This is a genomic window from Pectobacterium polaris (genome assembly GCF_002307355.1).
Lineage (GTDB): Bacteria > Pseudomonadota > Gammaproteobacteria > Enterobacterales > Enterobacteriaceae > Pectobacterium > Pectobacterium polare.
In genome coordinates this window covers 737,213-752,008 of the sequence record NZ_CP017481.1, presented here as the reverse complement: position 1 = coordinate 752,008, position 14,796 = coordinate 737,213, and the positions used below count along the sequence as shown (strand labels likewise).

The following is a 14,796-nucleotide window of genomic DNA, read 5'->3' as shown; positions in this document are numbered from 1 at the left end:
CACCATCGGAACAAAACGGGAGTAATAATGCGGGTCTTACATGTTTGTTCGGAGCTATTTCCATTATTGAAAACCGGTGGACTGGCGGATGTGGCTGGTGCGTTGCCCGGCGCGCAGATTGCGGCGGGGATGGATGCCCGTGTCATCCTGCCTGCCTTCCCCGATCTGAAAAAAGGCATCGCCAACCTACAGGTCGTGCGTGAGCTGGATACCTTCGCGGGACACGTCACGCTGCTGTTCGGCCATTTTAACGGCGTCGGTATTTATTTGATTGACGTGCCTGAGCTGTATGAACGCGCGGGTAGCCCTTATCACGACCCGGCGCTTTATGCGTATGCCGACAACTACCTGCGGTTTGCGCTGCTAGGGTGGATGGGATGCGAAATGGCAGGCGGGCTGGATCAGTATTGGCGACCTGATGTTGTGCATGCCCATGACTGGCACGCGGGGCTGACCTGCGCCTATATGGCGGCGCGCAACCATCCGGCGAAATCGGTCTTTACCGTTCACAATCTGGCCTATCAGGGGCTGTTTGATGCCCGGCATATGCCAAATCTCCAACTGCCGAGCGAGTTCTTCCAAGTGTACGGGCTGGAGTTTTACGGCCAGATTTCCTACCTCAAGGCGGGATTGTACTACGCTGACCATATTACGACCGTGAGCCCAACCTACGCGCATGAGATTACGCTGCCGGCTTATGGCTACGGCATGGAAGGCTTGCTGAAAACGCGCGAAGAAGAAGGACGGCTGTCCGGCATCCTTAATGGCGTAGACGAAACGATTTGGAATCCTGCGCACGATCCTTTACTTACCAGCCATTACTCCCGAGATGCTTTAGCGGACAAAGCCGCAAACAAGCGGCATCTGCAAACGGCGATGGGCCTGAAGGTAGACGACAAGGCACCGGTTTTTGCCATCGTCAGTCGCCTGACCAGCCAGAAAGGGCTCGATATCGCACTAAGCGCGGTGCCGGACCTGCTTGAACAGGGCGGACAACTGGTGGTGCTGGGTGCTGGGGATGCGGATTTGCAGGAGGGCTTTCTGGCGGCGGCGGCGGAATATCACGGTCAGGTTGGCGTACAGATTGGCTATCACGAGTCCTTCTCGCACCGCATTATTGGCGGCGCGGATGTCATCATGGTGCCGAGTCGATTTGAGCCTTGTGGGTTAACGCAGCTCTACGGCCTGAAATATGGCACGTTGCCGCTGGTGCGCCGAACTGGCGGGCTGGCGGATACGGTATCGGACTGTTCGCTGGAGAATCTGGCGGATGGGCTGGCAAGTGGGTTCGTCTTTAACGATTGCAGTGTGGGATCGCTATCCCGCGCGATTCGTCGTGTGTTTGTGTTGTGGTCCCGACCCACGCTATGGCGCTATGTGCAGCGTCAGGCGATGGCGATGGATTTTGGTTGGCAGGTTTCTGCTCAGGCTTATGGTGCGCTATATCAACGCTTGTATACCCACTAGTTTTCCCACTGCGCGTCATCCTCGTGCAATCTGAAAACGACAGGGTAGGGTAACACTCACTTGGGAATGAATATTATGAACTCGCCGTTTATCTATACTTCACCAACGCTCAGTGTGGAAGCGCTGAAACACTCTATTGCTTATAAGCTCATGTTTAGCGTAGGGAAAGATCCTTCCATTGCGAATAAACATGACTGGCTGAACGCCACGCTGCTGGCCGTGCGTGACCGGATGGTGGAGCGCTGGCTGCGCTCGAATCGGGCACAGCTTTCGCAAGATGTGCGGCAGGTCTATTACCTGTCGATGGAATTTTTGCTGGGGCGGACGTTGTCGAACGCGCTGCTGGCGATGGGATTGTACGACGATCTGAAAGCCGCGCTGGATGGCATGGGGCTGGAACTGGACGATCTGCTACAGGAAGAAAACGATCCCGGCTTAGGGAACGGCGGTCTGGGGCGTCTGGCTGCCTGTTTCCTGGATTCGCTGGCGACGATGGCGCTGCCGGGGCGCGGCTACGGTATTCGCTACGAATACGGTATGTTCAAACAGAATATCGTTAACGGCAGACAGGCGGAATCGCCGGACTACTGGCTGGAATACGGTAATGCGTGGGAATTCCCGCGCCACAGCACACGCTACAAAGTGCGCTTCGGCGGCCGAATCCAGCAGGAAGGCAGCAAAATGCGCTGGCTGGAAACGGAAGAAGTTATTGCGTGCGCCTACGACCAAATCATTCCCGGCTTTGATACCGATGCGACCAATACGCTGCGTCTGTGGGGCGCGCAGGCCAGTAACGAAATCAATCTGGGTAAATTTAATCAGGGCGACTATTTTGCAGCGGTGGAAGATAAAAACCACTCGGAAAATGTGTCGCGCGTGCTGTATCCCGATGATTCCACCTATTCAGGCCGCGAGCTGCGTTTGCGTCAGGAATACTTCCTGGTTTCCGCCACGGTGCAGGACATTCTCAACCGCCACTGGATGATGCATAAAACGTACAACAATTTGGCGGAGAAGTTCGCCATCCACCTGAACGATACGCATCCGGTGCTCGCTATTCCTGAGCTGATGCGTTTGCTGATTGATGAGCATAAATTCAAGTGGATAGAGGCGTGGACTGTGGTGAGGAAAGTCTTCTCCTACACCAACCACACGCTGATGCAGGAAGCGCTGGAAACCTGGCCGGTTGATATGCTGGGTAAAATCCTGCCGCGCCATCTGCAATTGATTTTCGAAATTAACGAACATTTTCTGGAGTACGTCCAGAAAGAAGTCCCCGATGACAATGAACTGTTGGCGCGGGTTTCCATCATTGATGAAAACAACGGGCGTAAAATACGCATGGCATGGCTAGCTGTGGTTGCCAGCCATAAGGTGAACGGCGTATCGGAGCTGCATTCGGATCTGATGGTGCAGTCTCTGTTTGCCGATTTCGCCCGCCTCTTCCCTAATCGGTTCTGCAATAAAACCAACGGTGTGACGCCGCGGCGCTGGCTGGCGCTGGCCAACCCATCGCTCTCCAAGCTGCTGGATGACACCATTGGGCAGACCTGGCGCACCGATCTGAGCCAATTGAGCGAACTGAAACAGCACATCGATTATCCGGCATTTGTGCAGAAAATCAGCAAGGTGAAGCTGAAGAACAAAGTACGTTTAGCGACCTATATGGCGGAAAACCTGAATATTGTGGTTAATCCGGAATCGCTGTTTGATGTGCAGATTAAGCGTATTCACGAATACAAGCGGCAACTGCTGAACGTGCTGCACGTCATCACACTCTATAACCGTATTAAGGATGACCCCGAGATCGAGCGTGTGCCGCGTGTCGTCATTTTTGCGGGCAAAGCTGCATCAGCCTATTACATGGCGAAGCACATTATTAACTTGATCAACGACGTCGCGAAGGTGATCAACAACGATCCGACGCTGCACGATCGGCTGAAAGTGGTCTTCATCCCGAACTACAGCGTGAGTCTGGCACAGATGATCATCCCGGCGGCGGATCTCTCTGAACAGATCTCGCTGGCGGGGACGGAAGCATCCGGGACCAGTAATATGAAGTTTGCTCTGAACGGTGCGCTGACGATCGGCACGCTGGATGGGGCGAATGTCGAAATGCTGGAGCATATTGGCGAAGAGAATATGTTCATCTTCGGCAACACGGCCGATCAGGTCGAAGCGTTGCGTCAGAACGGTTACAACCCACGGCAATATTACGATCAGGACGAAGAGTTGCACCGCGTGCTGACGCAAATCACCACGGGCGTCTTCAGCCCTGATGATAGCCGACGTTACAGCGATCTGTTTGATTCACTGGTGAATTTTGGCGATTACTACCAGCTACTGGCAGACTATCGCAGCTATGTGGATACACAGGACCGGGTTGATGAGTTGTATGAGAAAAAGGACGAATGGGCGCGCTGTGCCGTCCAGAATATTGCCAACATGGGCTATTTCTCATCTGACCGCACCATCGGCGAATACGCAGAAGATATCTGGAATATTAAGCCGATACGGTTGTGATGAGAGAAGACCTCTCCATTGACGGTTAATTTTTAAAAAGACAACAGGCGCTCAATGAGCGCCTGTTTACTAAAGATGGGGGAAGCGCTGTGGTATATCATCCGATATTCACACTTCCCCCACCAATCAACACGCCCCCACAGCTTACTGCATCACCCGTGCGTGCTGCTGGTTTACCATCAACGAGTACGCTGGATGAACCGCTGCTAATGCTCCGGTCATGGCCGTGAGGAGACAGCGGATCGCCCTGACGAGCCAACGGCAAACCATCAACCTTAACCGTTGATGAACCCGCTGCGACAGGTGTCGGTGGATGACTCCCATGCCCCGTGTCGCTATCGCCGAATTTTACTGCGTTACCCACATTGCGTTCCTTTTCGTAGGGTACTTTCCGTTGCAAATACGATTTGCCCATTCAGACTCAGCGTTGTTTTTTCAGCTTATCTATAGCTGTCAAACATGGTTGATTGCGCAGTCATTTTGCCTGCTTGCTATTCCTATATTTTCACTGTTTTTAACGTCATCATTTTGAGACAAAATCCATTGCAGCATTGTTCTATCTGGTTTTTTGTTATATTTCTCCGAGTTTAATTCACTATCAGGAAATGGTGTTGGAATAGATTTTATATGTGGAATGTTATTAATGACCTTAAGATCGCCGTCAAATTTTCCTGCTTTTTTCTTCTCCTTATTATAACGACTAAAATCATTCCATGTACTTTCTGGAATTAACCCTGCGTGGCGTAATGCTTGCCATGTGAAATCGATACAACTATTTGTTGCTCCGTTATAATAAAGATCGAAATATTTTTCAGATTTATTGCTTGCGGTGTCTCCAAATTCTTTTAATTTATTGTATTGGTCTTTTTTTATTTCTATTTTTCTTCTGTAATAAGGGTTTTCATAATGATGAGTATCTTTGTTTGTGACTGAACCATCACCTGTAACTCCTGATTTTTTTGGTGCAAAGCCATAAGATTTTGAAGTGTTAATATTATTTTTTTGAAGTTTAGAGATCTCTAGCCACATATGACCAGCTTCAGATACGACTCTTTTTCCCTCTTTAAACTCTGGTTTTCCATCGTTATCATTTAACGGCGTTCCTGGATAAGCGGTATAAATAGTGACAGCATATCTAGATTCTAAAGAGTTAATAAGCTCATCTACAAACTCTTTTCTGGCATGGGATGGCGGGCATGTGGCGCAAGCTTGACCAGCATTATAATTCGAAGTTTTATCAGGGTGTGAAAACTTTTCAATTTCTTGTTTTTTTTGTTCTACAGTTAGAGAATCTTTTTTTGAAATATACTCGAGTAATTCTTCAGTTTTATTTTCAGGCTGCATATTAAAATTCCTTTTTATTTCAACTTGTCTAACATGAAATTATCCTGGTAAAATAGCTATAAGTAATAACATTTTTTAACGACGCTATATCTAAAAATAACAAATGAGAACTATAATTAGTTGAGTTCGATGTAAAATACTTACTTTAAGATTTTCTAATGAACGGCATTAATGTTCATTGTCCTCATCGCTAGTCTACTTATAATGAACCTGTTTATTACGCAGATACCGTAAGGTCAATGAACCAAAGAGTGGAATGCTTAACATAATAATGAAAAATAAAGACGAATATATGTAATCAAAATCTGTTACTGTAATAGAAAATATAAAAATAATGATTATCATCGTAACGATATAATACTTTTTCATTATTAAGAAAAAAAAGATAGAAACAACACTGCAAATTATTGTGTAGCTTGCGAAAATAATCCATGCGACAAAATCCCAGCTATTAAAAAAATATGTATCCACATCCCTATCACCGCAAAAAAAAACATATGCCAATGCTATCGATAACCAAATAAATGTGGGTATTAAAAAGATGCCAATAGTAGATGATTTATTCATTACATATCCCTATATGATAGAATGAGAGAAAAAAGTCCTTTCGCTAAATTTAGCACGCCCACTCAACCGTGGGTAAGTACGATGCTCCAGTCATGCCTATCCCTCTCAGGCAGAATATTCACCTAGAACATCTTTTAATAAATCACTAACGCGATAGTAACCCGGTAGTTCTTCACGGAGCAAAGAATTTCTCCAAAACTCAGGGCTTGTTCTAATGAATAGTAATCTTTTTCTATTAATAAATGAATTAACTCACGAATTGAGTGGTCATCATTGATGTTATGCTCTTTACAAAAATAATAACACTCACTGACAATATGTTTTACTGAGAAAGTTGTCGAGTTTTCCTGAGAGTCTTTGTAGAAATAAAAGTCCTGTTCAGGATCAATTTGGTTACTATTGTGAGAAATGTGATGTATTTTTTCTTTATATTTAACAAGTGTTTTAGAAAAAATATCATCAATATATCTAGCTTCTGAATGGTTGTTTAGAATGTCAAGTTGTGATTGATTGAATTTTAGAAGTTTCATCCTGCTCTTGGCCGTGAGAGGATACTGAGCACGAACTGAATTAAAAGTCTCTTCTCGTACTGCTCCATCATAAATGGTCATGATTTTTTCCATTGGCCCCATGAAGCAGAACAGTTCCCACTCTGTCATCACATCGCAAAAAGACCAAATATTTCGCGGATCATAAAAACGGAAAAATACAGGTTTTGCTTCATTGGGGATCTGTACATGTAGATATTTACGCAAGTGTTGCCGCAATACTTTCATTTCAGACGTTGTTTCCAACAAGATACCCCAAGGTGTTTTCCTTTGATTCAGCCAGTGAAAGACCCTGTCATCTACCTGCACCAGGTGCGGTGCCAATCGCCCAATATCTTCCGGTACCGGCTCCGCGTATAAACTGGCATGGGGTGGGTCTAATTGTTCCAGCATCGAAAATAATTCGGGTTCTACCGCTGCATCCACTATTGCCCAGCGTGTTATCTCACTCACTGTTTTCTTTCTCCTTTGCTGGACAGTGCGCCACAAACATCGTCCCTGCGGCGGCGGCCGCTTTCAATATCGCCGGATCGGCGGGGAGTGCCACATCACCCGGGCTGCCGCCTGAATTCAGATTGATAGCCGGCCCTTTGATGTCCACCCCACCGGCGTGGATAACGACAAAGCTGCTTCCGACCCTGAGTGTTAATTTGCTGCCGCTTTGCAATGTCAGATCGCCGTTGCTGTCCACGCTGAATACGCCGCTGATTTTCTGCGTCAGATCGCCCTTAACCTGTATGCCCCGATCGCCTTCGGTCAACGACAAATGATTGCCTGTGGTTTTGTGATCCTGATTACCTTCCACCGTGACTTTACGATCGTTGGCGACCACCAGTTCTTCATCATTCCCGATGCTCGTTGTGCGGTTATAGTCCACGCGCTCATCTTTAGAATTGAGCACCCGCACTGCCATATTTTTCTGGGCATGGAGGAAGATCTCTTCGTTATCGGTCGCATCCTCAAAACTGAGTTCGTTAAATCCTTTGCCTTTATGGGTTTTGGAACGAAGCGTGGTACGCGTTTTGTTGACAGGCAGCGGGTAGGGCGATGGATTAGTGACGTGGAAGGTTCGCCCGGTCACAATCGGCTGATCCGGATCGCCTTCGAGAAAACTGACGATCACTTCATGGCCGATACGCGGGATGGCGATCATGCCGTACTGGCCGCCTGCCCAGCCCTGACTGACACGCACCCAGCAGGAACTCTGGTCATTGCTCGCACCGTAGCGATCCCACGGGAATTGCAGTTTTACCCGACCATACTGGTCGCAGTAAATTTCTTCCCCCGTCGGGCCGACGACGGTAGCGATTTGCGGGCCGTCCACCATCGGTTTGTATGGCATGGCAGCACGCCATGTCGTCGTGCCTTTCACCACGGCAAAGCTGTTGCTCATGGTCGTCGGGTCGCCGCCACTTTCCTCTTCCAGCGCTTGCGGCTGTTGCCCGACGTGCGTCACGCTCACCGTCTGCCACACTGCATTCAGCGTCGTATTCGGGTGCTCCGTCAAGGTGAAGGTGTTGCCCGGCATCAGCCCCGCGCAGTTGGATTCCCCTTCGCTCGTCACCGCCCCTGAGCGCAGCGCATCCAGCCGGTAGCCGCTGAACGCCTTGCCGCTCGGGTCTTGTTTATAGCGACCCGGATAGTCGTAATGCTGATAGCTTTCGCGCTGGTGCTCCAGCTCGCCGCTCATTTTCTTGTGCAACAGCCCGTAAGCCGGCGTTTTGAAGCTGTAGTCCTTCAACTCGACTTCGGCCGTACTCACCCGCTCCGCGTAGTGGAAGCGTCGGACATATTCGCCCTCACTCAGCCCCTGCGTCGCCAGATTGAAGAACAGCTCAGGGCCTTTGGTCAGCGCACCGGCATCGTCGGCAAATACCACCCGGTGTTTGCCCTCTTCGTATTCGTGGAAGAAATACATTCCCTCCTCAGCGGCCAGCCGGGTGATAAAGGCTAAATCGCTTTCCCTGTACTGCACGCAATATTCGCGCACTGCGTGCTCGTGGCGCAGCGCAAAGGCGTAGTCGGTGATACCGGCTTCTTCCAGCAGTGCACCGATAATCGCTTCCGGCTTCTGCGCCTGAAAGATACGGGCGTTGGTGCGTAATCCCAGTCGCCACAGGGCTGGACGGACTTCCACCTGATAGCGCGTGCGGCGGAATCCGGTGTCGCCCTGCGTGAAGCCACTGACAATCCCGCTGACCCGACGTTTCAGTTCGCCTTCATACCAAATCATCAGCTCGCACGGCTGGTCCAGCACCGCGCCGAAGTCAACATCCGGCAACGCGCTCGCCAGACTCAGCGACAGGCTAAAAGGCCGGTTCAGCCCTTCATCCAGCCTGAAATCCACCACCGCGAAAGTGCCTGCCTCCAAGGCACCGACCTTTACGGTGAACTGTAATCCTGTACCGTTTGCCACCCGTCCTCTCCTTCTTCCTTCGCCGTTGCCATGGCTACCGCACGCCTCGGGTTCCCCCGGAGCGGCACGTCGCTATCCTGATTAAAATAAAAACCTGAGCTGTGGTCTGAGTCTGCTCACGCCACAGTTCATGTTGATAAAGCATCACGTTGAGAAAATAAGACGTTATAAAAACGCTATATTGGTTGAAAACGCAGCATGGGTGAAAAGCGCAGAAAGTTTACGTTGAGCAGAGATGCTGTGTGTTCACGTCGTGGGAGACAAGAAGGTCGCAGGGTTGAAACGGTGTGAAGAGTAATGAAAACGTTCCATGTGGCATCTTTGACGCTATTCCTTTTAAGAAAGTACGCGTAAAGGATAACAAGATTTTTTCAGAGTCAATAGCACAAAAAAAGGACTAAAACTAAGCAAGCCCATTGATTAATATTGAAATAATATCACTGAGAATAAATTAGAGGGCGAATCAAAAAAGCTCAATCATCATCGGAGAACCGAGTACGATAAGAGTATGTTGCGGATGTTAGACGTCTGCTATTTATAGTAGGAAGGCTTCTCGATCAGGAGGCCTGATCGAGAAGTAGAGGCTGGAGCAATTAGCCCGCTTTTGCTATCTGCTGGTAATGGTTTGCCAGCCAGTCGCTGATGCGTTGTTTCTGTGCGTCATCGAAGCGCATGCCCAGTTTGGTGCGGCGCCAGATGACATCATCAAGCATAACGGCCCATTCTTTTTCGACCAGATAGCGCAGTTCCGCTTCATACAGGTCATGACCGAAATCTTCACCCAGGTCGCTAAGGCCTTTCACGTTTGCCAGAATCAGTTCGCTGTTTGAACCGTAGGTGCGGCTGTAACGGCGCGTCAGTGATTCAGGCAGATTGAAGCGGCGACGCAGCGCGGCGGCGTAGTCATCACGTGTGCCCGCGATATCACCACCCGGCAGTACTGCACCTTTCGTCCAGGCTTTACCCGCTTGCGGGTAGTATTTGTGCAGCTTGTCCAGCGCGTGCTCTGCCAGCTTACGGTATGTCGTCAGCTTGCCACCAAACACAGAAAGCAGCGGGGCCTGACCGTTATCATCATCGACTGACAGCGTGTAGTCACGGGTAATCGCCTGAGGAGAATCGGACTCGTCATCACACAGCGGACGCACACCAGAGTAAGTCCAGACGATATCGTCACGCGTAAGCTGCTGTTTGAAATGGTCGTTATACACGTCCAGCAGGTAGGCGACTTCGTTGTCATCAATCTTCACATCGTGCGGATTGCCTTTGTACTCCACGTCGGTCGTGCCGATGATTGAGTAGTCATCCTGCCACGGGATCACGAACACAATACGGTGATCTTTGTTTTGCAGAATATACGCCTGTGGCTGGTTATGGACTTTTGGCACCACAATGTGGCTGCCTTTGATCAAACGGATGCCGTAAGGCGATTTGAGTTGCAGGCCGTCATCAAAGAATTCTTTCACCCACGGGCCAGTGGCGTTCACCAGACCTTTGGCGCGCCAGGTGAAGGTTTCTCCGGTCAGTGAATCAACGGCATCCACAATCCACACGCCTTGCTCACGGCGGGCGCGGGTCACTTTGGTGCGGGTACGGACTTCTCCGCCGCGTTTTGTCACTTCCTGCGCGTTTAACACCACCAGACGCGCATCGTCCACCCAGCAGTCAGAATATTCAAAGCCCTGCTTCAATTCAGGCTTAAGCACAGAATCTGCGCCGAATTTCAATCCCTTACTGGCTGGCAGGCTGACGCGTTTGCCGATATTGTCGTACATGAACAGGCCGATACGAATCATCCAGGCCGGACGCAGGTGCGGCTGATGGGGCAAACGAAAGCGCATGGGGAAAATAATGTGCGGGGCCATTTTTAGCAGCGTTTCGCGCTCAGACAGCGCTTCGCTGACCAAACGAAACTCATAGTGCTCAAGGTAACGCAGGCCACCGTGAATCAGCTTGGAACTGGCGGAGGACGTGGCACAGGCAAGATCCTGCGCTTCCAACAACAGGACTGATAACCCTCGCCCAGCCGCATCTGCGGCGATGCCTGCACCGTTAATTCCGCCGCCGATAACGATTAGATCTTTGGTTTCCACGTTTCTTCCTCCACCCTCGAATAAATCAAAATGTTCGTTTTCGAGCATTATGATAATCGAAAACAAACAAATCAGCCAACGGTTAACCAAATAAAAACATTTATGCGTGACGAACCTAACAATATGATGATAATTGTCACATTAAAAACAGGGATATTGGGCTGGAATTGTGCTGTTTTATCGTCACTCTCCACATTAGTGAAGCACTGTTTTTATAAATAACCTTATAATCATATGGGTTTTATGCCGTTGAAGGCGGGTTACAATGACGCCTCGGGTTGCCATGACGTCAGTGGTTACTAACATCCTGTCCATTATTAACAAGGTTGTCACTTTCGATGGAACAATTTGAAGCTATCAGTATTGAGCAAGCCCATTCCCGCTGGCAGGAAGGGGGCGTTGTTGTTGATATTCGCGACCCACAGAGCTTTGCTGCAGCCCATGTTCCCAGCGCGACGCACCTGACGAACGAGACGCTGTCTGACTTTGTGCGCGGCGCTGACCTCGAAGCGCCGGTCATGGTGATTTGCTACCACGGCATTAGCAGCCGCAATGCTGCGCAGTACCTGATTAGCCTGGGATTTGATTCGGTGTACAGTATCGATGGTGGCTTTGAGGCCTGGCAACACCGTTACCCGCAAGATGTGCTGTCAGCGGTATGAGAGGTGAGGGCTTCGTAAACACGAAACCCTCACAGCAATAACTTAAGCGCTATCAGAAAGATCGCAAAGATTCTCTGTTTATGGCTATGGCATCAACGCCTTCGTTATCTTTTCAAAGTCCTCAAATGAGCAGAATCCTTCCTCGTCAGCAGGACAAGCATTGAGCGCCAGCGTGACGCGTTGCGGCGGATTGGTGCGGTTAAGCGGTGCCAGCGAAGCGAGCTGCTCGGTAGACTGGTACACATACTCTACTTTCAGCAGCTCCTTGTTATGAAGGCTGTCGCGCCAGCGCTGGAACACCACTTTGCCGCCTATCGGTGTGGTTTCCAATTGATGTGGCAGATGGTATGGCTTCACGCCCAACGCAGAGAACAGCGATGCGACGTTTGAGTCATGGCCGACCAAAAAAGTGAATTTGGGTTGCTGTGTGCCAAACGATCCCGCTAGTGCGCCGACCAGATTGGCAGAGACAGCTTTGGCCACAACCGGCGCGCTAAACACGACGCTGTTGTAGTACTCTTTGATCGACACCAAATCGGCAAGCTGCTTCTCATTTTTAATGCGCCCCCAGCCGATCTTGTTAATCGGTGTACCCTCGTAGTACTGCAAAATAAAGGCATCAGCAATGGCGGTACCCGTTCTCAGTGGGCCAACCACGCTCGGCTCTTTTCCTGCCTCAATCTGTACGTTTGTTTCCTGTGCCATCAGGTCGCACTGTTTATCCTGTTTGCAGTTAGCTGAATCCGTATAGCGGATAATCTCAGCCATCTGCTGATACACGGGTTTCAATCGCTCATTGAGCCCTTTTACCCCGCCATCGCCTGCTTTTTGGTTGATCGAATCGATGGCCTGCTGCTTAAACGTCACGCTGTTGTCACGGATGATAGGGTTAAAGGTGGCATCCATTGTGCCCAGCTTCTCTTTGTGTAATACCGGCACCAGGCATCCGGGAAACGCGCCCGCTGAGAAATATTGTGCGGTAGCGATAGTGCGTTGCAGGCTGTTGGCATAGAACGAGACGTCTTTCTCTGTGGGGCAGGTATCGGCAGCCAGCAGGTGGTTATCCACCAACCATTCGCTAAAATAGTGACCGAAGTAGGCCTCCAACACGCCGCCGCGTGTGGTCAGGTAGCTGCTGGGAGTATCCCACTGCGGCCAGGTATCGGGTGTGACCTTGCCGAGTGCGCTGCTTGGGCTGGCTAAGGGCGCGCGCAACCCGTGGCGGCTAAACACCACAACTTGTTCGAGCGTATAGCCCTCTTTGGCAACGGCCTGGAAAGAGAGGGTGGCTGGCAAGAGTAAAGGGAGGCAAAACAGCGCTTTTCGTTGTAAAGACATGGTCATGCTCCTGGTCAGTGAGTGGCACGTATAGCGAATGCGTAGAAGTACAAGATTTCACATCATGCTTCTTTTTTGTGAACCGAAAAATGTTTTGTGACGGAAATGTGACGATTGACTGACTCCACCGAGATAGCACTGCCTATTCAATAGTCCTGCCTATTCAGTAGAATCTTTATTATCATGCTCCTAACTCAACTTACTCACCGGCGCTTCCCGCTATGATGATTCGTGTTATTGCTCTCTCCAACCCGCGTCTGGCTCAGGCATTTGTTGATTACATGCGTACACAGCAGGTCCATCTGGAAATGCGGCCTCAGGGGCATGAAGCTGAACTGTGGCTGGAGGATGAAACCCAACTGAGCAAGGTTCAGGGAGAGCTCGAGGTTTTTCTGCGCGACCCGACAAACCCGCGCTATCTGGCGGCCAGTTGGCAAACGGGATCGATGGATACCGGCATTCAATACCAACGCTACTCTTACCTGCAAACGCTGAAGCAAAAGGCAGGCCCGCTGACGCTATCCCTGATGGTCGTGACGATCGCGGTGTTCATCCTGATGCAAATTTCGGGTTATGAGAGCGTGATGGTGTGGCTGGCGTTCCCGGCTGAGGGGCAACAGATAGAGGTGTGGCGCTGGTTCAGTCATGTTTTGTTGCACTTTTCCCTGCTGCACATTTTGTTCAATCTCATGTGGTGGTGGTATCTGGGCGGCCCGGTTGAGAAAGTGCTGGGAACCGGAAAATTGCTGGTCATCACGCTGGTTTCCGCGCTGGTGAGTGGCTGGGCGCAGTCCTGGTTTAGCGGCACCCACTTTGGTGGCCTGTCTGGCGTGGTTTATGCCCTGATGGGCTATGTCTGGCTGCGAGGGGAACGAGAGCCTGACGGTTATTTATCTATGCCGCGCAGTTTGATGGCCTTTGCTTTACTGTGGCTGGTCGCCGGATATTTCGATATTTTAGGCATGTCGATCGCGAATGCGGCGCATGTGGCTGGTCTGGTTGTCGGGCTATTGATGGCCTTTTGGGACACGTATAATAAAACAAACCCTCGGTAAATCGGGGCGTCTTAGGGGATAAATGTGAAGCAGACACAACGGCATGACGCCATTATTGAGCTGGTGCGCCAGCAGGGCTATGTCAGTACTGAAGAGCTAGTGGAGCATTTTGCGGTGAGCCCGCAGACCATTCGTCGCGATCTGAACGAGTTGGCCGAGCAGAATAAAATCCATCGCCACCACGGCGGCGCGGCACTGCCGTCCAGCTCGGTTAACACGGCCTATCATGACCGTAAAATGATGTGGTCGGATGAAAAAGCGCGCATTGCCCGTCGGGTGGCGAGCCAGATTCCAGATGGCGCCACGTTGTTTATCGATATCGGCACCACGCCTGAAGCGGTGGCCTATGCGCTGATGCAGCATAAGGATCTGCGCGTGGTCACCAATAACCTGAATGTGGCAACGCTGCTGACGGCAAAAGAGGATTTTCGCCTGATCTTGGCCGGTGGCGAAGTGCGTACCCGCGACGGCGGTATCATGGGTGAGGCGACGCTGGATTTTATCTCTCAGTTCCGTCTGGATTTCGGCATTTTGGGCATCAGTGGTATTGACATGGATGGGTCATTACTGGAGTTTGATTACCATGAAGTGCGCACAAAACGGGCGATTATTGAAAATTCTCGCTGCGTCATGCTGGTGACGGACCATTCCAAGTTTGGCCGCAATGCAATGGTGAATTTGGGCAACATGGATTTGATCGACTATCTTTTTACCGATCAGTCACCACCACCCAGCGTACTGAAAATCATTGAACAACATAAGGTACAGTTGGAGTTGTGTTGA

Annotated in this window: 11 protein-coding genes; 5 read left to right on the top strand and 6 right to left on the bottom strand. The window is 50.3% G+C overall.

From position 1 onward, the window contains the following. Positions 1 to 27 precede the first annotated feature (27 nt). Positions 28 to 1,467, top strand: a complete 1,440-nt coding sequence (gene glgA / locus BJJ97_RS03380) for a glycogen synthase GlgA (RefSeq protein WP_095993066.1) — start codon at positions 28 to 30, stop codon at positions 1,465 to 1,467. 75 nt (positions 1,468 to 1,542) lie between these two features. Next, positions 1,543 to 3,990, top strand: a complete 2,448-nt coding sequence (gene glgP, locus BJJ97_RS03375) for a glycogen phosphorylase (protein WP_039484807.1) — start codon at positions 1,543 to 1,545, stop codon at positions 3,988 to 3,990. A 97-nt stretch (positions 3,991 to 4,087) separates the two neighbouring features. Here the strand turns inward: glgP and BJJ97_RS03370 are convergent, their stop codons facing one another. The 5 genes from BJJ97_RS03370 to glpD form a co-directional block, all read right to left on the bottom strand. Next, a complete protein-coding gene (locus tag BJJ97_RS03370) occupies positions 4,088 to 4,354 on the bottom strand; it encodes a type VI secretion system PAAR protein (protein WP_095993065.1) in 267 nt (88 codons plus the stop codon). Positions 4,355 to 4,443: 89 nt separating this feature from the next. After that, a complete protein-coding gene (locus BJJ97_RS03365) occupies positions 4,444 to 5,334 on the bottom strand; it encodes a hypothetical protein (RefSeq protein WP_095993064.1) in 891 nt (296 codons plus the stop codon). A 701-nt stretch (positions 5,335 to 6,035) separates the two neighbouring features. Continuing rightward, positions 6,036 to 6,902, bottom strand: coding sequence for a DUF4123 domain-containing protein (locus BJJ97_RS03355; RefSeq protein WP_095993062.1), 867 nt, complete (start codon positions 6,900 to 6,902; stop codon positions 6,036 to 6,038). Then, positions 6,895 to 8,865 carry a type VI secretion system Vgr family protein gene (gene tssI, locus BJJ97_RS03350; protein WP_095993061.1) on the bottom strand — a complete coding sequence of 657 codons (1,971 nt, stop codon included), beginning with the start codon at positions 8,863 to 8,865 and terminating at the stop codon, positions 6,895 to 6,897. The genes BJJ97_RS03355 and tssI overlap by 8 nt, the downstream gene beginning before the upstream one ends. A 593-nt stretch (positions 8,866 to 9,458) precedes the next feature. Then, the gene (glpD, locus tag BJJ97_RS03345; protein ID WP_010277863.1) at positions 9,459 to 10,958 is read right to left on the bottom strand and encodes a glycerol-3-phosphate dehydrogenase; all 1,500 of its coding nucleotides are present in this window, start codon (positions 10,956 to 10,958) and stop codon (positions 9,459 to 9,461) included. Positions 10,959 to 11,296: 338 nt separating this feature from the next. Between glpD and glpE the strand changes: the two genes are divergently transcribed. Beyond that, positions 11,297 to 11,620 carry a thiosulfate sulfurtransferase GlpE gene (gene glpE / locus BJJ97_RS03340; RefSeq protein ID WP_095993060.1) on the top strand — a complete coding sequence of 108 codons (324 nt, stop codon included), beginning with the start codon at positions 11,297 to 11,299 and terminating at the stop codon, positions 11,618 to 11,620. Between the two features lie 84 nt (positions 11,621 to 11,704). On the opposite strand, the gene agp is transcribed toward glpE, so the two are convergent. Further along, entirely contained in the window at positions 11,705 to 12,958 is a 1,254-nt protein-coding gene (gene agp / locus BJJ97_RS03335) for a bifunctional glucose-1-phosphatase/inositol phosphatase (protein WP_095993059.1), read from the bottom strand. Between the two features lie 221 nt (positions 12,959 to 13,179). Between agp and glpG the strand changes: the two genes are divergently transcribed. Then, positions 13,180 to 14,013: a rhomboid family intramembrane serine protease GlpG gene (glpG, locus tag BJJ97_RS03330; protein WP_039484738.1), complete on the top strand. Its 834-nt coding sequence runs from the start codon at positions 13,180 to 13,182 to the stop codon at positions 14,011 to 14,013. 24 nt (positions 14,014 to 14,037) lie between these two features. Continuing rightward, positions 14,038 to 14,796, top strand: a complete 759-nt coding sequence (locus BJJ97_RS03325) for a DeoR/GlpR family transcriptional regulator (protein ID WP_010299419.1) — start codon at positions 14,038 to 14,040, stop codon at positions 14,794 to 14,796.